22 protein-coding genes and 1 riboswitch are annotated in these 24989 nt (G+C 64.9%); of the genes, 11 read left to right on the forward strand and 11 right to left on the reverse strand.

The window, feature by feature from the left end; translation table 11 throughout:
• Positions 1-5: 5 nt before the first annotated feature.
• The 3 genes from ACIQT2_RS07460 to ACIQT2_RS07470 are packed head-to-tail and all read left to right on the forward strand — an operon-like array spanning position 6 to position 2952.
• Positions 6-626, forward strand: a complete 621-nt coding sequence (locus ACIQT2_RS07460) for an ECF transporter S component (protein WP_400337042.1) — start codon at positions 6-8, stop codon at positions 624-626.
• The gene (locus ACIQT2_RS07465) at positions 626-2161 is read left to right on the forward strand and encodes an ABC transporter ATP-binding protein (RefSeq protein WP_402945055.1); all 1536 of its coding nucleotides are present in this window, start codon (positions 626-628) and stop codon (positions 2159-2161) included. The genes ACIQT2_RS07460 and ACIQT2_RS07465 overlap by 1 nt, the downstream gene beginning before the upstream one ends.
• Positions 2158-2952 carry an energy-coupling factor transporter transmembrane component T family protein gene (locus tag ACIQT2_RS07470; protein ID WP_402945058.1) on the forward strand — a complete coding sequence of 265 codons (795 nt, stop codon included), beginning with the start codon at positions 2158-2160 and terminating at the stop codon, positions 2950-2952. Before ACIQT2_RS07465 ends, ACIQT2_RS07470 begins: the two co-directional genes overlap by 4 nt.
• A gap of 139 nt (positions 2953-3091) precedes the next feature.
• On the opposite strand, the gene ACIQT2_RS07475 is transcribed toward ACIQT2_RS07470, so the two are convergent.
• Complete coding sequence (locus tag ACIQT2_RS07475; protein WP_400337037.1) at positions 3092-3694, reverse strand: GNAT family N-acetyltransferase; 603 nt, start codon at positions 3692-3694, stop codon at positions 3092-3094.
• Between the two features lie 98 nt (positions 3695-3792).
• Complete coding sequence (locus ACIQT2_RS07480; RefSeq protein WP_402945061.1) at positions 3793-5916, reverse strand: penicillin acylase family protein; 2124 nt, start codon at positions 5914-5916, stop codon at positions 3793-3795.
• A gap of 101 nt (positions 5917-6017) precedes the next feature.
• Between ACIQT2_RS07480 and ACIQT2_RS07485 the strand changes: the two genes are divergently transcribed.
• The 3 genes from ACIQT2_RS07485 to ACIQT2_RS07495 all read left to right on the forward strand — a co-directional run bounded on the left by ACIQT2_RS07485 (position 6018) and on the right by ACIQT2_RS07495 (position 9716).
• Positions 6018-6746, forward strand: a complete 729-nt coding sequence (locus ACIQT2_RS07485) for a siderophore-interacting protein (protein WP_402945063.1) — start codon at positions 6018-6020, stop codon at positions 6744-6746.
• 119 nt (positions 6747-6865) lie between these two features.
• A complete protein-coding gene (locus ACIQT2_RS07490) occupies positions 6866-8389 on the forward strand; it encodes a UDP-N-acetylglucosamine 1-carboxyvinyltransferase (protein WP_397325706.1) in 1524 nt (507 codons plus the stop codon).
• A 139-nt stretch (positions 8390-8528) separates the two neighbouring features.
• Positions 8529-9716: a glutamate--cysteine ligase gene (locus tag ACIQT2_RS07495; protein WP_402945067.1), complete on the forward strand. Its 1188-nt coding sequence runs from the start codon at positions 8529-8531 to the stop codon at positions 9714-9716.
• Here the strand turns inward: ACIQT2_RS07495 and ACIQT2_RS07500 are convergent.
• Genes ACIQT2_RS07500 through ACIQT2_RS07515 form a run of 4 tightly spaced genes read right to left on the reverse strand, consistent with a single transcriptional unit; the run spans position 9660 to position 12184 of the window.
• Positions 9660-10295, reverse strand: a complete 636-nt coding sequence (locus ACIQT2_RS07500; RefSeq protein ID WP_402945070.1) for a hypothetical protein — start codon at positions 10293-10295, stop codon at positions 9660-9662. The two genes, ACIQT2_RS07495 and ACIQT2_RS07500, sit on opposite strands and share 57 nt — an antisense overlap.
• 10 nt (positions 10296-10305) lie before the next feature.
• Complete coding sequence (locus ACIQT2_RS07505) at positions 10306-11514, reverse strand: O-succinylhomoserine sulfhydrylase (protein ID WP_400337029.1); 1209 nt, start codon at positions 11512-11514, stop codon at positions 10306-10308.
• A 2-nt stretch (positions 11515-11516) separates the two neighbouring features.
• On the reverse strand, positions 11517-11927 hold the full coding sequence (locus ACIQT2_RS07510; protein ID WP_397325702.1) for a rhodanese-like domain-containing protein: 411 nt from the start codon (positions 11925-11927) through the stop codon (positions 11517-11519).
• The gene (locus ACIQT2_RS07515) at positions 11924-12184 is read right to left on the reverse strand and encodes a DUF1737 domain-containing protein (protein ID WP_400337027.1); all 261 of its coding nucleotides are present in this window, start codon (positions 12182-12184) and stop codon (positions 11924-11926) included. Before ACIQT2_RS07515 ends, ACIQT2_RS07510 begins: the two co-directional genes overlap by 4 nt.
• Before the next feature lie 13 nt (positions 12185-12197).
• Positions 12198-12310: riboswitch (SAM riboswitch) on the reverse strand.
• 175 nt (positions 12311-12485) lie between these two features.
• On the opposite strand from ACIQT2_RS07515, the gene ACIQT2_RS07520 reads away from it, so the two are divergent.
• The 4 genes from ACIQT2_RS07520 (at position 12486) to ACIQT2_RS07535 (ending at position 17103) form a co-directional block, all read left to right on the forward strand.
• The gene (locus ACIQT2_RS07520) at positions 12486-13814 is read left to right on the forward strand and encodes an NtaA/DmoA family FMN-dependent monooxygenase (protein ID WP_402945074.1); all 1329 of its coding nucleotides are present in this window, start codon (positions 12486-12488) and stop codon (positions 13812-13814) included.
• A 1-nt stretch (position 13815) separates the two neighbouring features.
• Positions 13816-15429, forward strand: coding sequence for an aromatic amino acid ammonia-lyase (locus ACIQT2_RS07525; protein WP_402945077.1), 1614 nt, complete (start codon positions 13816-13818; stop codon positions 15427-15429).
• Positions 15423-16487 carry a PLP-dependent cysteine synthase family protein gene (locus ACIQT2_RS07530; RefSeq protein WP_402945080.1) on the forward strand — a complete coding sequence of 355 codons (1065 nt, stop codon included), beginning with the start codon at positions 15423-15425 and terminating at the stop codon, positions 16485-16487. Before ACIQT2_RS07525 ends, ACIQT2_RS07530 begins: the two co-directional genes overlap by 7 nt.
• A gap of 133 nt (positions 16488-16620) precedes the next feature.
• Positions 16621-17103 carry a carboxymuconolactone decarboxylase family protein gene (locus tag ACIQT2_RS07535; RefSeq protein WP_402945082.1) on the forward strand — a complete coding sequence of 161 codons (483 nt, stop codon included), beginning with the start codon at positions 16621-16623 and terminating at the stop codon, positions 17101-17103.
• A gap of 221 nt (positions 17104-17324) precedes the next feature.
• Here ACIQT2_RS07535 and ACIQT2_RS07540 read toward each other — a convergent pair whose 3' ends face one another.
• Positions 17325-18806, reverse strand: coding sequence for an amino acid permease (locus ACIQT2_RS07540; protein WP_402945085.1), 1482 nt, complete (start codon positions 18804-18806; stop codon positions 17325-17327).
• A 238-nt stretch (positions 18807-19044) separates the two neighbouring features.
• Positions 19045-19986 (reverse strand): aminodeoxychorismate lyase, encoded by a 942-nt coding sequence (locus ACIQT2_RS07545; protein ID WP_402945087.1) that lies wholly within the window; start codon positions 19984-19986, stop codon positions 19045-19047.
• A gap of 85 nt (positions 19987-20071) precedes the next feature.
• On the opposite strand from ACIQT2_RS07545, the gene cls reads away from it, so the two are divergent.
• Positions 20072-21544 carry a cardiolipin synthase gene (cls, locus tag ACIQT2_RS07550; RefSeq protein WP_400337013.1) on the forward strand — a complete coding sequence of 491 codons (1473 nt, stop codon included), beginning with the start codon at positions 20072-20074 and terminating at the stop codon, positions 21542-21544.
• A gap of 12 nt (positions 21545-21556) precedes the next feature.
• On the opposite strand, the gene pabB is transcribed toward cls, so the two are convergent.
• Genes pabB through ACIQT2_RS07565 form a run of 3 tightly spaced genes read right to left on the reverse strand, consistent with a single transcriptional unit; the run spans position 21557 to position 24917 of the window.
• Positions 21557-23656: an aminodeoxychorismate synthase component I gene (gene pabB / locus ACIQT2_RS07555; RefSeq protein WP_402945090.1), complete on the reverse strand. Its 2100-nt coding sequence runs from the start codon at positions 23654-23656 to the stop codon at positions 21557-21559.
• Positions 23653-24201 carry a low molecular weight protein-tyrosine-phosphatase gene (locus ACIQT2_RS07560; protein ID WP_397325691.1) on the reverse strand — a complete coding sequence of 183 codons (549 nt, stop codon included), beginning with the start codon at positions 24199-24201 and terminating at the stop codon, positions 23653-23655. Before ACIQT2_RS07560 ends, pabB begins: the two co-directional genes overlap by 4 nt.
• Positions 24202-24242: 41 nt before the next feature.
• Positions 24243-24917 carry a TetR/AcrR family transcriptional regulator gene (locus ACIQT2_RS07565; protein WP_402945092.1) on the reverse strand — a complete coding sequence of 225 codons (675 nt, stop codon included), beginning with the start codon at positions 24915-24917 and terminating at the stop codon, positions 24243-24245.
• Between the last annotated feature and the right edge of the window lie 72 nt (positions 24918-24989).

Consider the following 24989-nt stretch of genomic DNA (forward strand, 5'->3'; position numbering starts at 1 on the left):
AAGAAATGACCACGGCAAGCGTGAAGAAGACCAGTAACAACTGGCGCGTTGTAGACATTGTGGTGGCAGCGTTGATCGCCATCGCCGGCGGCGTGATTTTCTGGGCATGGTCCCAGGGCGCCGCAATCGTATCCATCCCCATGAACGCGGCCTACCCGCCGCTCACCGGCCTGATCGCCGGCGGTTGGATGATCCCGGCGGTGCTGGGCATGCTCATCATCCGCAAGCCCGGTGCGGCGCTGTTCTGCGAGGCCGTGGCCGCCACCGGCGAGCTCATCATGGGCTCCCAGTACGGCACCACGGTGCTCATCTCCGGCATCCTGCAGGGCCTCGGCGCCGAGCTGGTGTTCGCAGCGTTCCGTTACAAGAAGTTCAACCTGCCCACCTCGCTTCTCGCGGGTGCGGGCGCTGGCCTCTTCTGCGGCCTGAATGATTCCTTCCTCCCGTGGGGCTGGAACATCGCCTACGAAGCCGTCGACAAACTGGCCTACATCGCATTCTGCACAATCTCCGGTGCGATCATCGCCGGTGCCCTCTCCTGGGTTGCCACGCGCGGCCTGGCGAAGACCGGCGTGCTGAGCGCTTTCGCATCCCGCAAGGCTGCGTCGGAGCCTGTCTTCAACTGATGGCCGCCACAAACAGCGGCCGGCCCGCCGCCATCTCGGCCGAGGGCTGGGGATGGCGGCACGCCGGACGGTCCACCCCTGCCATCCACGGACTGGACCTGCGGATCGAACCCGGGGAGCGCGTGCTCCTGCTGGGTCCCTCCGGAGCCGGCAAGTCGACGCTCCTGCACGCCTTGGCCGGGGTGTTGGGCGACGAGGAAGACGACTCGGACGAGACCGGCTCCCTGCTGATCGACGGCGGACTGCCGCGCGAACAGCGGGGCCGCGCCGGTTTGATGCAGCAGGACCCGGAAACGCAGGTGGTCCTGTCCCGCGTGGGCGACGACGCAGCGTTTGGTGCCGAGAACCTCGCCGTTCCGAGGGCAGAGATTTGGGCGCGCGTCCATGAGGCGCTCGACGACGTCGGGTTGCGTACCGCTGCAGATGGCGGCTTGGCGCTGGATCACCCGACGGCGGCACTCTCCGGCGGGCAGAAGCAGCGCCTTGCGCTTGCCGGCATTCTGGCGATGCGGCCAGGGCTGCTCCTCCTGGACGAGCCGACAGCCAACCTGGACCCGGCCGGCGTGCTGGAAGTCCGCGACGCCGTTGGCCGCTGCCTGGACAAGACCGGTGCAACCCTGGTGGTGGTGGAGCACCGGGTATCGGTATGGAAGGACCTCGTTGACCGGATCGTGGTCCTGCAACCCGGCGGAGGGGTTCTCCTGGATGGGCAGCCGGACCACGTGCTTTCCGAGGCCCGCACCATGCTCATTGATGCGGGCGTGTGGGTTCCCGGCTATGTTCCACGGACCCGTGCACGGACCCTCGTCCCCGAGATGGCACCGTTGCTCCTGGCAGCGCAAGACCTGGCTGTGTCCCGGGAAAAGCCCCGGCGCCGCGGCTTCAAAAGCATCCCGCCCGTGCCGGTCCAAGCCGGCGTTACCGCGCAGGTCAGGGCCGGACAAGCACTGACCATCACGGGTCCGAACGGCGCGGGCAAGTCCACGTTCGCGCTCACGATGGCGGGCCTTCTGGCGCCGGTGCACGGCAAGGTGTCTGCCGCCGTCGAACTTTCCCAAGGCGCCGGGATCGATCCGTTCGCGTGGAAAGCAGACCAGCTGATCTCCCGAATCGGCACCGTTTTCCAGGAACCGGAGCACCAGTTCGTCACGGGCAAGGTCCTGGACGAGCTCATGTTCGGCCCCAGGCATCTGGGCCACGGCGAGGAACGCGTGGACGAACTGCTTGAGCGGCTCCGGCTGACGCACTTGGTGGACGCGAATCCCTACACCCTGTCCGGCGGTGAAAAGCGCAGGCTGTCCGTGGCGACGGTCCTCGCCGCACATCCCCAAGTGCTGGTGCTCGATGAACCAACCTTCGGCCAGGACGCCAATACCTGGGCCGAACTGGCCTCGTTCCTGTCGGAGCTGTTGGACCAAGGAACGGCCGTAGTCTCGGTGACCCACGACGAGGAATTCAGCGCTGTCCTTGGCGGTGCGGAACTGCACCTCACGCCGGCGAACCAGGCTGAGAAACAGGAAGCTGGTGCGTCATGAGGGAGACCTTGAGCCTGAGCGGCAACCATGCTTTGTTGACCCGGGCCAACCCTTTGGCAAAGTTCGTGGCCGTTTTCCTGATTTCCATGGTGCTGGCCCTGTCCATTGACTGGGTCTCGGCGTCGATCGCGCTGGTGGCAGAGCTCGCGCTGTTCCCGCTGGCCGGGCTGACGGTGCGGCTTCTGTGGGTCCGGGCCTGGCCGCTCATCATCGCGGCAGCGATCGGCGGCTGGAGTACCGCGATAGTGGCGCCGGACAGCGGCGCTGTACTGCTCGACGTCGGACTCTGGTCCATCAGCGAAGGTTCCCTCCAGCTGGGGCTCGGTTTCATGCTGCGCGGTTTGGCGATCGCCTTGCCGGCAATCCTGCTGATGACGTGCACCGACCCGACGGACTTGGCCGACGCGCTGGCGCAGAAGGCCAGGCTGCCGCACCGCTTTGTGCTGGGCTCCCTCGCGGCGATGCGGCTTGTGGGCCTCATGGCGGAGGAGTGGCAGACCATCGGCATGGCCCGGCGTGCCCGTGGTGTCGGTTCCCAGGGCAGCCCGGTGCAACGCTTGAAGGCCACGCTCGGGCAGAGCTTTGGGCTCCTTGTCCAGGCTGTCCGGAGGGCCTCCAGGTTGGCCGTGACCATGGAAGCCCGTGGCTTCGGCGGTGGCAAGCGGACCTGGGCGCGCGAATCCACCTACTCGCTGCTGGATGTGTGGGTGTTGCTCGGCGGGGTGGTGATCGCCGCGGCCGCCGTCTCGACGGCCGTGGGGGCAGGAACGTGGAGTTTCGTCTGGCGGTAGGCCGAGCGAGGTCGCGGAACTGGCCTCCAATCGCGCGAAGAGCACGTCGTGAGGCTGGGCTTCAACCGCGAGGCGCGCAGCGTGAGACAACAAGGGAGCCGCGGGCCCAAACCCGCGGCTCCCTTGGTTGGCCGGGCTCCTAGCTGTCCGCCTTGTCCGCTTGGATCTCGTCGAAACCGGCGCGGGTCAGGAACCCAAGCTGGGCTTCCTTTTCTTCCAGTTGGACGATCGGTCCCAGTTCGAAGCACGTTGCTTCGAGCCGGCGAAGGGCCTTGGCGTTGCGGGCATCCGGTTCCACGATGATCCGGTCCTTGCCTGGCACGGAGAACATGTACTTGATGAGCGAGGTCGCCAGTCGCGGCGTGAAGTGCGGGATGGGACGCGTGGCCGGCGCCAACAGGAGGTGCATCCCGATGTCCCCTTCACGCGCAGGGTAGACCTCGCCCACGGGATCGTGCAGGGGTTCGTAGGTCTGGAACAGGGCCAACGGCTCGCCGTCGAGGACCACCAGGAACGCATGGTGGGTGTCCAGGGAGTCCAGGAACTCGTAGATGCCCAGGACCTCCTCGCGCGGCTTTTCCATCATGCCCCAGAACTTGGCGCGGGGCTGCGAAACCCACTCGTGGATGAAGTCGATGTCCTCGGCAGGAACCACGGGAACAATCCGGAGCGAACCCCAGCCCTCAAGCTCTTCTGCGTAGATGGTGGTGCGGACGGCGAAGTCCTGGGTGGTGGTATTCATGTGCTTCCTTTTGTGCGATGCGATGCGATGCGATGCGGTGTGTGCAGGTGCGAACTGAGGTGATGCGGTAGTGCAAAAAACCGTGGCGAAGCCAAGCGTCAGGCGTCTTTGGCGAGCCGCTCCCAATCCGTGACCACGGGTACCAGTTCCCCGGTGGACCACAGAGGCAACTGGTCGGAGAAGTGTGGATGGTCCGGCTTGCCCGCGGCTCCGAACGGGACAATCCACCGGCTGTTGCTGCGCTGGGACAAGTCCCAGACATAACGGGCAACGGGCCCACGGAAGCTTCGATCCTCCACGCCGGGGAGGCTTTCCGTGCAGAGGACGCACCCTGTGTCTCCACTGAGCCGGGCTTCAGGGGCGGAGCCGGTCCAACGTCCCGGAAGCACGTGGACGGGGAGCAGCTGATGCCTGTCGCCCCACAGTGCGCCGTCCATGAACGACTCTTCCAGGGCCACGTCCTCAAGGGCCGCGGCTGCTTCAACCGGGATGGCAATTCCCAGCTCCGAGCCGCGGGCAACAAGCGTTTCAAGCGCGAAACCCACCCGGGAAGCAGCCGACAACCACGGTCCAAACAGGGAAGAGTGCCCGGTTGGTTCAGACAGCTTGGCCAACGCCTGATGCCTGGCAATGCGCTGCACCAAGGCACCGCGCCAAGCGGCGAACACCGCGGCCGGATGGCTTTCTGCATCCATGTGCCCGTCCCAGACAAGCAAGAGGGTGCGCAAGGTATGGGCCACAGGGGACAGGTCATCAGGGTCCAGGCCGTCCAGGAGATCCCAGAAAAGTGGCCACGGGCCCAGGAGCGTGTCCGAATGGATCGCCTGCATCCGGTCGACGGAGAGCGGGCCCCTGGAAGATTCCAGAAGCTCCCGGATCCGCCGGGCCCTGTGTTCCGGGGCGAACTCGAGGGCCACAGCGTCCCCACCCCCGGACGCACGATCGTTGGCACTGACCGCGAACCTGGTGACCTCCGTGCGGGGGAGGGCAACGTACTGGCCATCCCACGCGTGCCGGGCGGACAGCCCTGGCACGGGAAGCCGACGGTTTGCAGGGTTGCGCTGTGGCACCAGACCGGCGACGAAATGCCGGACGGACCCGGCGGAGTCTGCTGTGATCACGCTGTTCACGGGCTCCACCCACGAGTCGAACGCGGCTTCCACCTCGGCCACCTGACGGCTCCGCAGCAGCGGAAGGAGGGCCTCGAAACCCAAGCGCCCCTCAACGTAGGCGGGGAAGCGCAGACTCAGCGCGCCGCCGTCGGGCATTTCCGAGATGACCGGACCGCGGGCGGTCTCCAGGATCTCGACGTAGACCGGACCGGAACCACGGACCGTGATGGTCTCGGAACTGACGGTCACCGGTTCCCAGCCCTCCGCGCCGCGGGCCAGGACCCGTTCACCGTCCGTCCCGCGGAGCGGCACCCGGCGGAGGTGCTCCTCGAAAAGATCCTGGTAATCGGCCATGGCGTTGGTAATGGCCCATGCGGTGTGGCCGGTGTGTCCGAAGTGCGGAAGCCCGGGAACGCCGGGGAAAGCGAAGCCCACGGCATCGAAGTCCGGGCACGCAAGCCTGATCTGCTGGTAGACGCCCGGCAGTTCCATGAGCCGGTGCGGGTCGCCCGCAACAAGCGGCAGCCCACTGTCCGTCAGGGAACCGTGTGCCGCCCACGCGTTGCTGCCGGACCACACGGGGGCCTCGATGCTGAACAGGCCCACGGCGTGGTCGCCGAGAGTGCGGGCGATGTGGGCGCGGAAGAGTTTGTTGGGAAACGTGGAGAACAGGATGTGGTGGACCAGGAAAACGCCCAGGGGAGTCCATGGATTCCAGCGCTCTGGGGAGGCCTTGGCTTCTTCGAATTCCGGGCCGCTGCGTAATCCGTCGGCCAAGGCCTGGTTCACTCCGGCCACGTACTGCCCGCACCAACGCTGCGTGGCTTCATCGAGTCCTTCGAAGCAGCGGCGGGCTGTGTCATCCAGGCGGGCCTGCCGGGCGAAGCGGTCCCACGCCACGGCGTCCTGACCGAGCAGTTCGGCCGTACGGCCCTCGGAGCGCCACCGTTCCAGCTCGATCTGCCAGGAGCGGTCCGAGGCCGCGTTGTATCCCTGCAGGAAGGCGAGTTCGTCGGCGGAGTCGGCCCACAAGTGCGGGATTCCCCACTCATCGCGGTAGGTTCCGGTGCCGCCTGCCGGGGCGGGGTGGTGCGTCGGGGCAGACGTCATAATCGGGGACTGCTTTCGAGCTTAGGTTAGGCTTACTTAAGTTCAAGATAGGTGCTTGTGCCGGGTTCGCAAAATCGGCGGCGTTCGTGAAGGAGTGTTGCGTGAAGCGCAGTTGGGAAGGCGTAGTCCTCAAAGTCATGGGCGCCAAGGACTTCACGCTTGAAGTCACGGGCAGGGAGGAAATCTCACCGGATTTCCTGCGCATCCACGTCATGGACGGCGGGTTGCTGATCGACAGCGAACCCCACCCCACCATGTGGATCCGCCTCTGGTTCGACGATGCCGGCAAGGGCCACCAGCGTGCCTACACCTTGGTCAACCCGGACGCCCGCGCCGGGACCTTCAGCATGGACTTCGCCATGCATGATGGCATTGCCGCCGATTGGGCCCGTACTGTCCAGCCGGGAGCCACCATCGACGCTACCGTCCAGGGCAGTGCCTTTGATTTCCCGCCGGCCCCTCGGCACCTCTGGGTCGTGGGTGATCCTGCGTCCATTCCGGCGATCAATTCGCTGCTCGACGCGCGCCCTGCATCCGGCGTCACCGCGCCCGCGACGCTGTGGCTTGAGTACCAGCACGACGCCGACCCCTCGCTTGAGGTGCGAACGTCCGGGCCCGACGTCGTCAGTTGGGTTCCGCGCAAGGGCGACGGCGCGTCCCTGGTTACCGAAGTTTGCTCGGCGCTCACGCCCGGGACTGTCTCGGTGGAGGATGACTTCTTCTGGATTGCGTGCGAAGCCTCCAGTACGCGGGCAATCGTGAAACACCTGCGCAAGGTCCTGGGCGTGGACAAGCGCCGGATCGACGCGTTGGGATATTGGCGGGCCTGATGCTTTGGTGAGTTCCGCCGTCGTGCTTTTATATCGCACAGTTCGGGTACGGTGTGATTTTTGTCCTTGAATCGGCGTTTTGATCGGCACTCATAGATCATTTGTGATATTTCTTGGGTATGACGCAAGCTACGCCAGAACACGTAGGCCTCCTGCTCCGCAACGCCCGCAGTGAAAAGGGCTGGACGCAAGGACAACTCGCTTCTGAGCTGGGAACCAGCCAGAGCGCCATTGCCCGGATGGAACAAGGCAGGCAAAACCTGAGCCTCCGGATGATCGAAAGACTGGAAGCAATCTTTGGCCGGTCCATTGTCAAAGTGGGCCGGCCCCAAATGACGCACCTCCGGGTTGAGGGCGGCCGCACCCTCTCCGGGGAAGTGGACGTCAACAGCAGCAAGAACGCCGGGGTCGCCCTGCTCTGTGCCAGCCTCATAAACCGTGGTACCACCACGCTGCGGCGCCTGGCCCGGATCGAAGAGGTCAACCGCATCGTGGAGGTGCTGACGTCCATCGGCGTCGAATGCACGTGGCTCAACGGCAGCGACCTTCGCATCCGCCGGCCCGAGGTCCTGGATCTTGGCTCGATGGACGTGGACGCTGCCCGTCGCACCCGCAGCGTGATCATGCTCCTCGGCCCGCTCCTGGACGAAACCAGCGAATACCAACTGCCCTACGCCGGCGGTTGCGACCTTGGCACCCGTACCGTGGAACCCCACATGCAGGCACTGCGCGAGTTCGGCCTGACGGTGGAGGCAAAGTCCGGCTTCTACTCCGTGGCCGCTCCTCCCGCTGACGGGCACCACCGCTCCTTCGTGCTGACCGAACGTGGCGATACCGTGACGGAAAACGCGATCATGGCCGCCGCGCACCGCGAGGGCACCACCGTGATCCGCAACGCCAGCCCCAACTACATGGTCCAGGACCTGTGCTTCTACCTGCAGGGATTGGGCGTCGGCATCGAGGGCATCGGCACCACCACGCTGCGGATCACGGGCCGTCCCAGCATTGACGTGGACATCGAGTACTTCCCGTCCGAAGACCCCATCGAGGCCATGTCCCTCATCACCGCCGGCATCGTCACCAACTCCGAGGTGACCATCCGCCGCGTGCCGATCGAGTTCATGGAAATCGAACTCGCCACGCTGGAGCAGATGGGCCAGAAGCTGGAGATCTCCGGCGAGTACAAGGCGCGCAATGGCCGCACCCGCTTGGTGGATGTGACCACCAAGCCTTCGGAACTCCGGGCTCCGCAGGACAAGATCCACCCCATGCCGTTCCCCGGCCTGAACATCGACAACCTCCCGTTCTTCGCCGTGATCGCGGGCAACGCCGAGGGCCAGACCATGATCCACGATTGGGTCTACGAAAACCGGGCCATCTACCTCACAGAGCTCAACAAACTGGGCGCCCAGGTGCAGCTCCTGGATCCGCACCGTATCTACGTCAATGGACCCACCAAGTGGCGCGCAGCGGAAATCGGCTGCCCGCCTGCCCTTCGTCCGGCGGCTTGCCTGCTCCTGGCCATGCTCGCGGCCCGCGGAACCTCCGAGCTCCGGAATATCTACGTGATCGAGCGCGGCTACGAGGATCTGGCCGAGCGTTTGAACACCATTGGAGCGAAAGTGGAGTACTTCCAGGACTAGCTTTGCTGGCGCACCCGTTCGCGCCATTCGCTCCCTTGGCTCGACCCGGCCGCGCCGGTTTCCGCCCGGCGCTCCAGGTCTACCTGGTGCGAACGGCGGGAAGGGGTGCGCGGCCGGAGCGCGGAGCGCAAAATGAAGCATGCGGACATTCGGGGTTGAGGAAGAACTGCTCATCGTCGATCCCGTGACGGGCGAACCGTTGGCCCTCGCGGATGCACTGCTCAATGGTAGCCACCCGCAACAAACAGGTACCGGGCTCAGCTACGAACTCAAGCTCGAGCAGATCGAAACCCAAACACGGCCGTGCCACAGCTACGCAGACCTCCTGCACCAGATCCGGCGCGGCCGGGCCATGGCCAGCGAGGCTGCCCGTAAACACGGTGCCCGCATAGCAGCCCTGGCTACGTCGCCCCTCGCATCCACCACCCACACCACGCCCGATCCCCGCTACGCCGAGATGCTGGAGCGGTTCGGGTTGACGGCCCATGAGCAATTGACATGCGGCTTCCATGTGCACACCTCGGTTGAGTCGCCGGAGGAGGGCGTGGTGGTGCTGGACCATATCCGGGACAAGCTCGCGGTCCTCACGGCCTTGAGCGCAAACTCTCCCTACTGGCGCGGCCTTCCCACGGGCTTTGACAGCTATCGCATCCAGGCCTGGAACAGATGGCCCACCTCCGGCCCGTCGGCTGTGTTCGGTTCGTTGACGGCCTATCGCCGGATGGTGAGCCGGTTGCTGGACACAGGGGTGCTCCTGGATGAAGGCATGATCTACTTCGATGCACGCATCTCGCGGACCCACCCCACGGTGGAGGTCCGTGTGGCCGATGTCTGCCTTCGGTCAGAGGACGCGGCCCTGATTGCAGTGCTGGTGCGGGCCTTGGTTGAGACGGCTTCCTTGGAAATGCTCGACGGCGTTGAGCCCTCCTCGGTGCCCACGGCGCTGCTGCGCATGGCCAGTTGGCAGGCCAGCAATGTAGGCCTCCGTGGTGACCTGCTGGACTTCGGGGAGTTCCGTCCCGAACCGGCTGCCGAAGTGGTGTGGGCCTTGGTGGACTACCTGAGCCCGGTCCTTGACGATCAAGGAGAGCTGGGCCTGGTCAAAGCCGGGATCGCGGATATCCTGGAGCGCGGCAACGGTGCCCACGAGCAAAGAGAGGCTGTGACGCGGTTCAACCGCAAACACCAGAGCCACCCGGAGAGCCCGCCAACCCCGGAAGCCCTCGCGGCCGCCGTCGGGCATGCCGCCAGGTTGACCGTGCGCGGGGCGTCAGCCGACGCCCATCGCGATCCCGCGCCCATCCTCGGCCGGGTCCGGCGGGCCTGACCCGGCCTCGTCATCCCAGGCGATCAAGAAGGCTCCCACCAGTCCCTCCGTGAGGTAGAAGACGAACGGCGGAATGTCCTTGGCGGTCAGGAGGATGATGCCGAAGACCGAGGCAGCGCCCGAAGCCGTGAGACCTACCCAGCGCTTGGCCGGCGAACGCAGCAAGCCCGCGCCCAATGCGCCCAGCCCGGCAATGTGTAGCCAGGAATACCCAAGGAACGGTGCGTTGGACCCTCGACGGTAGGCGAAACGCTCAAGGTCCGATGCCCTGCGCGACAGGCTGTAGACAAAGAGCGGTGCGCCCGCCAGCAATGCTGCAGCGGACGCACGCGCGAAGGTCTTGGCCGTTCCGCCAGGCAGCGCCCGGGCGAAGGCTGCGAACCCCATCGGCACGGCAGCAGTTCCCGCGGCAGCCAGGTGGTGCCCCATGATCCAGCCTCGCTCGCCACGCATCAGCAGCCGCAATCGTTCGGCTGGATCCTGTGTGGTGTAGACCTGCGGAACGGGTGAAATCCCCACCAACCAGACCACGGAACCCGCGACGATGACAGCCCCCGCCCGGCGGTATGGATGCCTCATGGCATGAAGATTAGACCTGTTTGAGGGCCTTCTCCAGATCCAGGATGAGATCGTCCACGTCCTCAAGACCGACGGACAACCGGACCACGCCATCGCTCAACCCGATCGCTGCGCGACCCTCCGGTCCCATGGCGCGGTGCGTGGTGGTGGCCGGGTGGGTGATGAGGGACTTGGAGTCGCCCAGGTTGTTGGAGATGTCGATGACGCTCAGCCCGTCCAGGAGCGCGAAAGCTGCTTCCTTGGCCGTCCGGCCACCGGACGGCGAGAGCTCGAACGTGAGCACGGTTCCGCCGGCCTTCATCTGCTTGGTGGCGAGCTCGTACTGCGGGTGCGACTTCAGGAGCGGGTACTTGACCCAGCTGATGGCCGGCTGCTGCTCGAGCCACTCGGCGATCTTCAGCGCGGAAGCCGAGCTGTGGTTCACGCGCAGCCCGATGGTTTCGAGGCCCTTGGTGAGCACCCACGCGTTGAACGAGGAAAGGGAGGGTCCGGTGTGGCGCATGAGCTGCTTGACCGGGCCATCGATGAATTCCTTGGTGCCCAGGATCGCCCCGCCCATGACGCGCCCCTGGCCGTCAATGTGCTTGGTGCCGGAGTAGACAATCACGTCCGCGCCCAGGTCGCCACAGCGCTGCAGCAGGGGAGTGGCAAAGACATTGTCGACGACGACTGTTGCCCCGGCGGCGTGGGCCAGTTCGCTGACGGCCTGGATGTCCACGATTTCCTGCATCGGGTTGGACGGGGACTCGAAGAAGACGGCCGTGGTCGGCTCGGACAGGGCAGCACGCCACTGGTCCAGGTCCGGTCCGTCAACGAAAACGGTCTCCACGCCCCAGCGCGGCAGGATCTCATTGAGGATCACAAAACAGGAGCCGAACAGTGAGCGGGCGGCAACCACACGGTCACCGGCACCCAGCAAGGCACCCAAGGCAGTGAAGACCGCGGACATGCCGGACGCCGTCGCGAAGCATGCCTCGGTTCCTTCCAGCAGTCTCAGGCGTTCCTGGAAGGTGGCCACAGTCGGGTTGCCGTAGCGGGAGTAGACGAAGCGCTCGTCTTCGCCCGTGAAGGCGCGTTCCGCGGCGGCAGCGGATTCGTAGACGAACCCGGAGTTCAGGAAAACCGGTTCTGCGGTTTCCTGGAAGTTGGTACGGTCAAGGCCACCGCGGACGGCCTGGGTGTCAGGGCTCCAGCCGGCGGCGTCAGGATTAAAAGTCACTTTTAGTCGTTCCCAAGGTTGGTCGGCAGGCCACGGTTCTTCCAGCCGTTGACGGTGCGTTCGCCATAACGGTCGGGTTCGCCCTCAAAGCCTTCAAGGACGTTGTAGGCCGTAAAGCCGGCCTGAGTAGCGGCGATGGCAGCAGCGATGGAGCGCTGGCCGGAACGGCAGATGAAAACGAGTTCCACGCCGTCGCCCTCGGGGGCCTGCTGTTGCAGGTCCTCCAGGAAGCGGGAGTTCGGGATGCCGCCGGCGAGGTTCCACTGGATGAACAGGGGATCGTTCTCCGTGGCCTTCGTGTCCGGAATACCGATGTGGGCCCATTCGCCCTCGGTGCGCACGTCCACCAGGATGGCGCCGTCTTCAAGTTTTGCCCACGCGTCCTGCGGGGTCAGGTCACCTGCGTAGCTCATGCGTGGCCCTCGAATGCTTCCTCGTAGTTGTCCAACTCGTCCACGGCGCTCGCAACAGCTGCGTCCGAACTGGCTACCGCAGCGGGCAGGATCACGGCCTGCGCCACGATGACAGTTTCGCCGTTGAACGTGGCCGCCGGGCTGCCGTGCAGCACGTAGCCCTCGGCCAAAGCAGCGGAGATCCGTTCGCAGAAGTCACGGGTATCAGGACCCGTGATCAGGCGGTAGGAGAGTTTTTCTTCAGTGGGTTCAGGCATTCGTGGTGCTCCTCAGTCACGCTTGCAGTTCGAAGTTCGAAGACGCCGAGTAGTCACCTGAGGCACCCCGCCGCGGGAGAGGGTTGCCGACCAGCAAGTCAGGGCTTAACGCTGGTGCTCATTACTCAAGAAAAACGTAACATCCGCGGCCGGGAAGCCGCATTTGGCGACTGCACCGCCGTCGTCATGTTGCGTAACCGGCGCCTCCCCGGGGCGGGCCGAACGGGGTCCAAATGTGACGCAGCGGGAGCATAATTGACGCAGTACGACCCCCTGTAACTTCGCATGAAATCAGGTCGCGGTGAACGGACACAGCAGTTCTACACTCAAGCCCATGCTTCATTTTGGATGGTTCGTGGGCCACGGATTCGGAGTCCAAGGCTGGGGGACGCCCGGCTACGGCCTGGGTTACGACTGGAAGAAACCCGCGCTGTACCAGGAGGCCGTCAGGGCCTTCGAGCGATCCGGGCTGGACCTGTTCATCATCGAGGATTCCCTCACCGTTCCGGATACTTACGGCGGCACCGCCGAGGTGTCCTTGGCCCACGCATCCTTCGCGCCCAAACACGACCCCCTGGCCCTGGTTCCGTACCTGCTCTCGGCCACGCAGCACCTGGGGATTGTTCCGACCGTCAGCGCCTCCTTCTACCCGCCCTTCACCGCGGCGCGGCTCCTCGCCACGCTCCAGCACTTCTCCGAGGGGCAGCTCGGGTGGAATGTCGTCACTTCGGGCAGCGACCTTGCCGCCCAGAACTATGGCCTTGACCAACAGATCGAGCACGACCTGCGGTATGAGAAGGCTGAGGAGTTCGTCGACGTCGTCAGGCGGCTGTGGCGCAGTTGGGAACCTGGCGCTGTGCTTGAGGACGTGGAGGCCGGCAGGTTCGCGGACCACACCAAGGTTCACCCGATCAACCACCAGGGCGACTTCTTCAAGGTCCGTGGGCCGCTGAACACCGCGCCGCTGCCGGAGGAACCCGTCCTGGTCCAGGCCGGTGCTTCGCCCCGTGGCAAGGCGTTCGCCGGCGGACACGCCGATGTGGCGATTGCCTTGGCCCGCGGGGTGGACGGGATGAAGGCCTACCGGGATTCGATCCGCGCCGAGGCTGCGAAGGCGGGCAGGAACCCCGACGACGTCAAGGTCCTTTTCGTCCTCAAGCCCACCGTGGTGGGGTCCACTGCAGAGGCGGAGGTACTGAGGGCGCAGCGCCGGGAGCTCACACAACGGGATATCGACAGCCAACTCAACTCGATCTCCTACCTCTCGGTGATCGACTTCAAGAAGTTCGACCTCGACGAGCCCCTCCCCACCCTGAGCACCAACAGCAACCAGGGAACACTGGAACACTTCTCCAAGGCAGCCCCTCCAGGGTCCACGTTGCGCCAGATCCTGCAGGCCCGCAGCGGGGGAGCCGGAGACTCGATCATCGGCACTGCCGGGCAGATCGCCGATTACCTCGAAGAGACCGGGGAAGCGGTTGGCGGTGACGGCTTCCTCTTCTCCGGGTTTGTGGATCCGGTGACGGTCCACTCCGTGCTGGACAAACTCACCCCGGAGCTTCGGCGCCGCGGGCTGTTGAGGAGCAGTTACGGCAGCGGTGGTTTCCGCCAGAACCTTCTGGACTTCTGACATGGCCCCCCTGCCCAATGAACTGGTGATCGGGACCGCCGCTGTGCCTCCTGAGCGCTTGGCCCTTGTTGCCTCTGATCCGGCGTTTCACGTGAAACTCAACCATGATGCGTTGACATTGATGGGCAGGTCGCGGGAGATCGTCGAAGAGACGGCCGCGTCTGGGCAGCGGGTCTACGGACTCAACACGTTGCTCGGCTCAGGCCGTGACACGGCTGTGGAGGAGAAGTCAGTACTCGCCTACCAAGTACAAGTCGTCAGGTATCACAACAGCGGCGTTGGCACTTTCCTGGACCGGGCCGCCGCCCGCGCAGTGATCCTCGCCCGGCTCATCGGCTTCAGCCGCGGCGGTTCCGGCGTCCGTCCCGAAACAGCAGGCTTTTACGCCGAACTCCTGAACCGTGGGGTGCACCCCGCGATCCCGTCCGAGGGCTCGGTGGGTTCTTCCGATCTGACCCAGCTTGCCGCCGTCGCCGCCGTCGCCATCGGTGAAGGTGAAGCTTTCGACGCCGAAGGCACCCTGGTGCCCGGCGCCAAAGCGCTCGCCGACGCCGGCCTGCAGCCCCTCACTCTCGCGGCCGGCGAGGCCCTCCCGCTGGTCAGTGCCAACAGCTACTCGGTGGGAGCCGGGGCGCTCGCCTTGGTTCGGCTGCAGCAGCTGGCCCGGCTCGCCGACGTCGGGCTGGCGTTGTCCCTGGAAACCACTGCAAGGTACGACGGCGGCGGGAACCTTAGTCCCTTTTCGCCGGCAATCCAGGCGGCCAAGGCGGTGGACGGGCAGCGCGAATCGGCTGCCGCTGTCCGTCGGCTTTTGAGTGGCGGGTGGCTGGAAGACGTCCGTCCCGAGGTTTCCGTGCAGGACGCCCTGTCCTTCAGGGCCGCGCCGCAAACACACGGAGCGTTCCGGGCCTTGGTTGCGCAGCTTCGCTCGGCGCTCGAGGTGGAGTTGAACGGCCGCGGCGACAATCCCTTGGTGGACCTTGAGTCCGGACAGATGGTCTCCGGTGGGAACTTCCAGCCGATGCAGCTTGCCTTGTCCTTCGAAGGCCTTCGCCTGGCCTTGGCACATGTGGGGATCTCCAGCGAACGCCGGATCGCCAAGCTGTATCCGCCGCAGCGTGCCATCCGGGCCAAGCACCTGGCTGCCGCGGCCGCCGGATCCGGCCTGGCACAGGAGGAGCTTCCCGGTTTGCTGTGGTACTCCGCGGCCGGTCTGCTGGCCGAACTCAAGTTCCTCGCGGCTCCGGCCACGCTTGGAGCGCCAACCTTGTCCGCCGACGTCGAAGACCATTCGACCCTGGCGCCACTTGCCCTGCAGCAACTCGAAAAGTCCTTGGCCGCCTTGGAGAAACTGCTGGCCATTGAAGCCCTGACGGCGTCATACCTGCTGCTCGAAGCGGGAGCCGCACAACCGCTCGGTAAGGGGACTGCCGCCGTCGTCGGCCGCTTGGCCGATGTGCTGGCAGAACGGCCGTCGGCGCCCGAACTCGTTGAACGGGCGAGGCGGGTGCTGCGCGAGGCAGTGGCGGAGGTATGGGAGGGGCAGAGGCCTGACCAGGTGCGCAGTGACCTGGACACTGGCGTTGTCCCAGCGGAAGGAGGAGGAACATGGTGACCACGGCAGCCCGCAGGCACGGGGTGCATGCTGCAATGGGGGTGCCCGACGGGCTCGATACCTCCGTACTGGACAAGGTGGGAAATACCCCATTGGTGAAGTTGGAGAACCTTGGCAGGGGCCTGGGCAGCAGCATTCACGTCAAGCTTGAGTCGGAGAACCCGGGCGGGTCCATCAAGGACCGCACCGCGCTGAGCATGGTCAGGGCGGCCGAGAGATCCGGTGAACTGCGGCCCGGAGCCACCATTGTGGAAAGCACGTCCGGCAACACGGGGATTGGCCTTGCGTTGATCGGACACCTGACCGGGCATCCGGTGGTGGTGGTTACCGGGGACACCATTTCCGAGGAGAAACTCGCCGCGCTGCACAACTATGGCGCCCGCGTGATCCTGACTGATTGGAACGCGCCCTCGGAATCGCCGGAAAATGCCCGGGCAGTGGCCGCCCGGATCACGGCCGAGACCCCCGGTGCGTGGCGGCCCATGCAGTTCGACAATCCGGCCAACCCTTTGGCGCATTACCAAACCACCGGGCCGGAGATCTGGGAACAAACCGGTGGGCTGATCACACACTTCGTTGCGGGCATCGGGACCGGCGGGACCATCAGCGGCAACGGGCGTTACCTGAAGGAACAAGCAGCGGCCCTACGCTCGGGCGGTCACGTCGAAGTGGTCGGCGCCGATCCCTATGGATCCGCCTACAGTGGCGGGCACCCCGGAGAGATCCTGGTTGACGGCGTGGGCAACTCCTGGCCGCAATCGGAGTGGCCCAAAGCCTTCGACCGCTCCATCGTGGACCGCTTCCTCCGCATCCCCAACGACGAGGTCTACACCGTGGTCCACCGGCTCCTCGACGAGGAAGGACTGTCCCTGGGGCCGTCGTCCGGGCTCACCGTGGCTGCCGCTTTGCGGGTGGCCCGCGCGGCGCCGCACGGCTCCGTGGTGGTGGCCATAGCCCCCGACGCCGGCACGAACTACCTGAGCAAGGCCTTCAACCCGTCGTGGCTGGCCGAGAACCACATCCGCCTCGCCGCCGACACCCCCGACCCCCGCAACTAGGACCCTCTCTCACCGAATCCCCCCTTCTCGCCGACGCTCTCTCACCTAACCGCCCGTTCCTGCGGACGCTCTCTCACCTCCCGCCCGGTTTTCGCCGACGCTCTCTCGCTGGCCTGTGCATTAAGCTCCAAATATGCCCGAACAGGAAACAACGCCGCGCCTTGCCGGTTATCTGGACAAGCACCAACCCGAGCTCTATGCGACGCTCACCCACTACTCCCAGCAGTTGGTTGACGAAGCCGACCGCATCGGCATCCCGCGCCGAACCTTGGAGCTCATCAATTACCTGTGTTCGCAGATCAACGGCTGTGCGTTCTGCCTGGACCTGCATCATCGTCGGGCTTTGAAGTACGGCGAAACAGAACAGCGGCTGTCCTTGGTGGCCGTGTACAGGGAAGTCCCACTGTTCGAGCCCTCCGAGGTTGTGGCCATGAAGATGGCCGAGCAGATTACCCGGATGAGCTCATCCCGGCCCAGCGCTGAGCTGTTCGCAGAGGCGCGGGGGCACTATTCGGAAGAGCAGATCAGCGTCATCTGCATGGCGGCGATCGGTATCAACGCTTTCAACCGTCTCTCTATCCTGAGCGAGCACCCCGTCAGGGCGGCCAAGAAGTAAGGGCGGTACACCCCCCGAGGCGTCGTGAGCTTACTTCACACAGGATCAGCCCCTGGGCAACCTGGAACGGTTGCACAGGGGCTGCTTCGCAGCGATGGAAGCCCAGGCTCGCAGAGCTTGGTTTAGGCCGGGAAGGTTGGGAGCCTGCTGTGTCCTTGTCCGTGGCCGGGAAGGTTGGGAGCCTGCTGGGTCCTTTCCGCAGCCTGGAAGGTCAGGGCCAGTTAGTCCTTCGCCGCAGCCTCGAGGTCCTTTTCCGTACCCACCAGGGCGAGCTGCCGCCGTCGTCCGTACTTGAAGTAGAAGAAGCCGTAGCAGGCGCCAACAAAGGGGACGCCGAACAGCAGGGCGGCCACCTGGTTGGGGTCGAACGCGATGCCCACCAACGAGACAACGCAGAGGGCGAAGGCCACGATCGGCACCAGCGGGAACAACGGTGCCCGGTACGCGAGTGTGGAAGGGTCGCCCCCGTTTCGGACAAACGTGCGCCGGTACATGAAATGCGAGGCCACGATGGACATCCATACACCTACAGTGGCGAAGCCGGCGATGGATACCAGCACCAAATACACCGTTGCGGGAGCCACGATGCTGCTGATCAGGGATGCCAGGCCACCGAGCATGCTCACACAGAGTGCCACGAGCGGGATGCCACGCTTGGTCAGTTTCCGGAACGCCTTGGGTGCGTGGCCTTCGTCGGCCAGGGAAAACAGCATCCGGGCGCAGGAGAAGAGTCCACAGTTGCCCGCCGACAACAACGCCGTGATGATCACGAAGTTCATGATGTCGGCGGCGAACGGAATGCCCAGCATGGAGAAGACCGTGACGAACGGGCTCTCGTCTACGCTGACCTTCTCGTAGGGGATGGTAGCGGCGATGACGGTGATGGCGCCGACGAAGAAGATCAGGAGCCGGATGACGGTGGTGCGCATGGCTTTGGGAATGTTCTTGGCGGGGTCGGCCGTTTCACCGGCCGCGACGCCGATCAGTTCCGAGCCAGAGAACGCGTAGAACACGGCGAGGCACGTGACGAAAACGCCGGTGAAACCGTTGGGGAACAACCCTAGGTCCGTGGAGAAGTTCTCGGTCAGGGACGGATAGCCGCCGGCAGCCATCGGGTGGAAGCCAAACAGGGCCGCGCCGCCCAGGATGATCAGGCCGACGACGGCGGCAACCTTGATCAGCGCGAACCAGAACTCAGATTCGCCAAAGACACGCGATGAAATGGCATTCAGTGTGAAGAGCACGGTAGCGAAGACGAAGCACCAGATCCAGACGTCGACGCCGGGGAACCAGCGTTGCATCAGAAGTCCGGCGGCAGTGAATTCGGAACCGAGGGCGACGGCCCAGCAGAGCCAGTAGAGCCAAGCCGTCGCAAAACCGGTGGCAGGCCCGATGGTCCGGGCAGCGTAGATGTGGAAGGCACCGGAGACGGGGAACGCAACGGCGAGTTCCCCGAGGCAGGCCATCACCAGGTAGACCACCAAGGCGCCAACGAGGAACGCGATCACGGCTCCCAGCGGTCCGGCGGTGGCGATGGTGTAGCCGGAACTGACGAACAGGCCTGAACCGATGACGCCTCCCATGGCAATCATCACCAGGTGCCGGGCCTCCATGGACCGGCGGAGGCCTGCGGTGGAGGCGCCTTGTTCCGAGGACACCTCGGTTGCCGATGTTTCGGCTTGCGTGGGGGAGCTGAGTCCCATATTCCCTCCGGGAAGTTGGACGGCAAAGTCTGAAGGCAGCGCCAGCTGGGAGTGACCCAACTAACACGAGAACAAGGTTCATCACAGGAAGGCGACCCAGTTCAAGGAGGATAAGGAACCCGAATGAACGCACGCGGCAGCCATCGCCGAGCATAAGAGTTCCTCATCAAAAGGTAATGCGAGCGATTACTTTACTTGCTGCCTGCTAGGTTCCAAACGGGTAGTCTTCACCCACGGTCTACTCGATGCCGGCGAACAATTCGTTGAGTTCGGCCGTCAGTTGCTTGCGAATGGCCGGCGAGCCGATCTCCTTGCCATTGATGTGGTTTACGGGCGCGATGAGCCGGATGCTGGAAATCAGCCACACAGCGTCGGCGTCGAACAGGTCCCGCGGCTCCAGCGGACCGTAGCCGAGCTCCCAGCCTGCAGCCTTCGCCGCCGCGAACAAGGCACCTTGCGAGGTGCCCGGGAGGATGCCGCTGTCCAGTTGCGGCGTGATCAGGCGACGGACCGTGCGGGCTGAACCGTCGCCGTCGTCGATCGTCTCCACATGGGCCAGCAGAACAGTTGACGTCGGCCCCTCAAGGACACGGCCGTCCGTGGAGGTGAAGATGGCGTCGTCCGCACCCTGTTTGTGGGCGTAACGGAGGGCGGCCATATTCACGGCATACGAGAGCGTCTTGGCGCCAAGCAGCAGCCAGGGCGCGCGCTCGCCGGCTTCGGTGTCGAAGCCACGATCAAGAAGAACGACGTCGATACCCGTCTCGCGCTGCCGGCGGCTGCCCGCAGGTGAGGGCGAAGCCTGGACCCAGCAGGTGGGACTCGTGGCGCCTTCCACACCCCGGGTGACCAGCAGCTTCACGACTACCTCGTCGTCTTCCGGCGTCGGAGCGGGATGCGTGGAGCGGAACTCGGTGATCGCGGTCCCGATGGCCTTGCGCCACGATTCCTGGTCCGGAAGGGCCAAGTCCAGTGCAGCTGCCGAACTGCCCAAACGGTTCAGATGCGCCTGGACTTTGCGCGGGTGGCCCTGGACTGCAAGGAGCGATTCAAAGACTCCGTCGCCGCGGGTCGCTCCCAGGTCCGTAGCCATGAGTTGGGGTTGGCTGGAATCGGCAATCCGGCCGTTTTCGAAGGCAGGATCGAGGAAAACGAGGACCGTCGGCGCTGGAGAAGTCATGTTCCCAGCTTAGTGGCGCCGTCCCGCGCGGGCGGGCGGATAGGCTGTGATCAACGTTGGTTGTTGGACCGTGGGGGTTTCTCGAGTGCTTTTTCCGTTTCCGCTTGGCCCTGAGTGGACGTGGCTTCTGGGCGTGTGGGCCATCGCGGAAGTCATCATGCGCATCGTCCTGCTGGGCATCATCCCGGGCAACCGGCGCCCAACAACGGCCATGGCCTGGCTCCTTGCGGTCTTTTTGGTTCCATCCGTGGGCTTTGTCCTGTTCCTGCTGTTCGGTAACTTCAAGTTGTCCAAGCGCAGGCGGGAACAACAGGAAGCCGTCAACCACCGGGTACGTTCGGTCACCTCTGAGCTGGCGGACCCGGCCAGCATGTATTCCGGCCCGGAATGGGTGAAGTCTGCCAGCGAACTGAATCATCGGCTCGGCTCATTGCCCATGGTGGACGGCAACAAAGTGGAGCTCATTCCCGGCTACCAGGAATCCATCAAGGCGATGACCGAGGCCATCAAAGGTGCCACGAGCTACGTCAACGCCGAGTTCTACATCATGAGCAGCGACTTCGTGACGGACGGCCTCCTCACGGAACTGGAAAAAGCCGCAGAACGGGGCGTCACTGTCAGGCTGCTCTTCGACCACATCGGCACGCTCCGCATCAAGGGGTACCGCCGCCTGGTACGAAGGCTCAAGGCCAGCAAGATCCAGTGGAAGCCCATGCTGCCGCTGCTGCCCATCCACGGCCAGTGGCGCCGGCCGGACCTGCGTAACCACCGCAAGATCCTGGTGATCGATGGTGTCCTCGCGTTCAGCGGATCCCAGAACCTGATTGAGCCGTCCTACAACAACCCCAAGCACCGCAAGGCCGGACGGAAATGGGTGGAGCTCATGGCCCGCCTGGAAGGACCGATCGTCCCAACGCTCAATGTCGTTTTCGCAACGGACTGGCTCAGCGAAACCGACGAGTCGTTGGAGGACCAGCTGCGGTTGCCCACAGAGCCCAACCCCGGGCATGTCACGGCACAGGTGATCCCGAGTGGGCCCGGGTTCTCAACGGAGAACAACCTGCGCCTGTTCAACACCCTGATCTACTCGGCACAGCACCGGATTTCCATCTGCAGCCCCTACTTCGTGCCGGACGATTCCCTGCTCTACGCGATCACGACGGCTGCGCAGCGCGGAGTGGACGTGGAGCTGTTCGTGTCCGAGAAGGGCGATCAGTTCCTGGTCCACCATGCCCAGCGCTCCTACTACGAGGCGCTCCTGGACGCCGGGGTCCGGATCTACCTGTACCGTGCCCCGTATGTCCTCCATGCCAAGCACTTCACCATCGACGACGAGGTGTCCGTCCTGGGTTCCAGCAACATGGACATGCGCTCCTTCTCCTTGAACATGGAGGTTTCAGTGATGCTCCTGGGCTCCGAAACCGTGGACCTCATGCGGGCCGTGGAATCCACGTATCGTGAGGTGTCCCGTGAGCTTACCCTCGAGGATTGGGTGCACAGGCCCCCGCTGGCCAAGTATGTGGATAACGTGGCGAGGCTGACCGCGACCCTGCAGTAGCCCGGTATCCCGCTAGGAGGGGAAGTCGGCACCCAAGGTAGACAGCACGCCAAACGCCTTGGTCCGGATTTCCTCGTACTCGTCGTCCGGGGTGGAATCGGCCGTGATGGCACCGCCAACCCCCAGGCTCAGCGTGCGTCCGCCACCGCCGTCGGGGTTGACCACCAAGGTGCGGATCACCACCGCGAGGTCCGTTGCGGCGTTCATCGAGAAATAGCCCACGGCGCCCGAGTAGACCCCGCGTGGGCCGGCCTCCAAGCGGTCGAGGATATCCATGGTGCTGATCTTCGGCGCACCCGTCATGGAACCGGCGGGGAACGCGGCGGCCACGGCTTCGGCGCGGGGAGCTCCGGGCCTCAGCTGGGCGTCGATGGTGCTGACCATCTGGTGCACCGTGGCGTAGCTTTCGATCGCGCAGAGCCGGCTCACCGTCACGGAACCTGGGACTGCGTAGTGGCTGAGGTCGTTGCGCAGGAGGTCCACGATCATGATGTTCTCGGCCCGGTCCTTCAGCGAGGCTTCCAACTCGTGCCGCAAACGGATGTCTTCGCCGTCATCGGTGGACCGGCGGCGGGTGCCCTTGATCGGTTCGGCGCGCATGCCGCCGTCGGACAGGATCCGCAGGAAGCGTTCTGGAGAGGTGCTGGCAATCGCCAGGCCGCCGAACCGCAGGAAGCTGGCGAACGGTGCCGGGTTCCGGCGCCGCAATGCCAGGTAGGCCTGCCACGGATCCAGCTCTCCCGCCGACGCCTCAAGCGTGGTGGTGAGGCAGATTTCGTACGAGTTGCCCTCGCCTATTTCATGCTGGGCTTCGACGATCTTGCGCTTGTAGTCGGTGGCGGAGTCGCGGCACTCGACCGCAGAAACCACGACGGCGGCCTGGCCGCCTGGCTCTATCGGGACGCCGGCCGCACGCCGTCCGTGGCCTGGATGGACCGTGGCTGGATGCACACCCCCGCCGTGTCCTGATGAAGCAGCCGCGACGGCGGTGCGGGCCGCGCTGAACCAGGCATCGGCGTCGGGCGCTTCCAGGGCGAGCAGCCATGCGGTGTGCTCCCGGTGATCCAGGACCACGGCGCGTCCGGCGAAGAGCAGAGCAGCGTCAGGAGTGTCTGAGCGGACATCGTTTCCGCCCGATTCCCGTTTAAGTTCGTAGCCGAGGTAGCCGAGCCAGCCGAGTGTGAACTGGCAGTCGTAGCCCTCGGGGGACCGCACAGCGCGGCGGCCCCAGACCGTATCCAGCCAGCGGAAGAACGGGCCGGAGGTGCGGACTGTCGCCGAACCGGCCGTCACCAAAGTAGTCCCGGATTGGTGCTGTACCGACTGGCCGAAGGTCCCGCCGTCGTCCGCGAGGATGCTGAAGCGGCTGCGTGTGGCGGCCTGCGTTCCACCGGTGATGGCCGTCGCCGCGTTGGAGGAGTCCAGCCAGACGGCGTTGTCCGAGGAACCGTACAACTCGTGGAACAGCGCCTCGGCATCAGGGGAGGCCGGGATCATCTCTGATCGGAGCTGGAGGCCGCGCCGGGCGCTCAGCTCCGGTGAAAGGAGGCGGGCCAGCGGTGAAAGGTATGTCATGGCCTGCAGGACGTCGGTGGGTGCGCTGCCGTCGGCAGAGTTCTGCACGCGGATGTCTGCGGCCTCGGCCACGGGATCGGCGGTGAGCCAGGCGTCTTCCTGCGCGGCCCACGTGTCCCAGAATGGCTCGTAGGTGCCGCCGTCCCGGTCCAACGCCCGACGACGGCGGTCCTCACCCGGCGATTCCACCCACACGACGGCGTCCAGCATGGGGCGGGCGGCTTCGGCGGAAGCCCCGACGCCCTCCACAATGACGATTTCCGCGGGCAGGGTGACCTGCGCCCGACCGTCTGCGTGGTTTTCCCAGTCCCAGCTGACCCATTCGGCGGCCTGCCCGTCACGGAGCGGCACAAGGACGGTGTCCACATAACGTTCGATGCCCGTTGCCAGCCCGTTCCATCCCGGGTAGATGTCTTCGAGGTGGAACAGGGATACCTTGTGGTGCTCCCGAAGGCGTGCGGCCAACTCGACGGCGAGCGTTGTTTTGCCTGCGCCGGACCGCCCGTCGACAGCAATGATCACGGGTGCAGGGGTCATGACATAGAGGTTACCTGCTGGTGCTCGCTTCCTTGGTTGGCCAGCGCCGCCTTGACATGGCGCACGATTCCGGGCAGCGCGCCCTTGATGAGCGTCCATGTGTTGTCGAAGTCGGTATGGCCGCCGTACCAGGGGTCCTCAATGCCCAAATCGAGGGAACTCCGGCCTGCCATGAGGGGGTCGAAGCTGCGCAACATCCGCACCCTTTCCAGCGACTCGTGGTCCGGTGCGCCTTCCTGGAGCCAGCCGAAATGGTCAACGTCCAGCGCAAGGATGAGGTCGCGTTCGGAGAACCATTCGCGCCGCCATTCCCTGGCAACATGGTCCTCGGAGGCTATGTGTTGGGCTGCCAGAACGCGGGCTGCGCGGGGGTCGATGGGGTGTCCCACCTCGTACCCTGTGGTGCCTGCGGAGTCCACTTCAACCAGGTCGCCGAGCCCTTCCGCTTCGAAGGCTTCGGCCAGCATGAGTGCTGCCATGGGTGAGCGGCAGATGTTTCCGGTGCAGACCGTAATGATGCGGTATGGGCTCGTCGTTGAGTACATGGTGCAAGCATGATTCATGGAACCCCTGCTTGGCTAGTGGGTTAGTCCACACGACAGTCATTTTCAGTGACTGATCTGTCATACGGGGTGACAAGTGGTAGTGGACCCTGGGAAACCGGGGTACTCTCCGCTGCTTCGGCGGCAAGCGCGGAGGCAGCCAGGTAGACGGTCCGTACGACGGCGGAACGCCGCTTCTGCGCCCTGCCCGGCTCATCGCCAGCCATCAGGCCGTCCAGCGCGGGCAATACGGGGGCGGAGTCGCAGAGGCTCACGATGGTGATGAGGAGGTCTCCGGCATCCTCCCTGGAGACTCCCGGGAGGGCGGCGATGGTGCTGTTCACTTTGGAAGCGCAATTGGCCATCCGCTTGGGCAGTCCCACCACCTCGGTTCCCCGTTCGAGGCCCTCCCAGAACAGGAGCCGTGGAGCGGTGGCGTCCTTTTGGTGATGGTCGAAGAGTCGCCCGGCGTAGTCGGCCATCGCCTCGGGACCCGTGCCTTCGATGGGGACCTCGTCCATCAGCGTGCTCAGGGCGTTGACGATGACGGCGTCGAAGAGGGCGTTCTTGTTGCCGAAGTACTGGTAGATCCGCTCCTTGTTGACCCCGGCCTCGGAGGCAATCCGGTCAATGCGCGCACCCGCCAAACCGCGGGCGCAGAACTCTGACGTTGCCGCCTCCAGCAATAGTCCCTTGGTCCGCTCTGTGTCCCACGCCATAGGGTCATATTACCAGTTTCCAACCAAGTGGTTGTAATTGCTTGGAGGCCCGGTTATGGTAGTCCCAAGCCA

This window comes from Paenarthrobacter sp. NPDC090522 (assembly GCF_044769225.1).
Classification (GTDB): Bacteria; Actinomycetota; Actinomycetes; order Actinomycetales; family Micrococcaceae; genus Arthrobacter.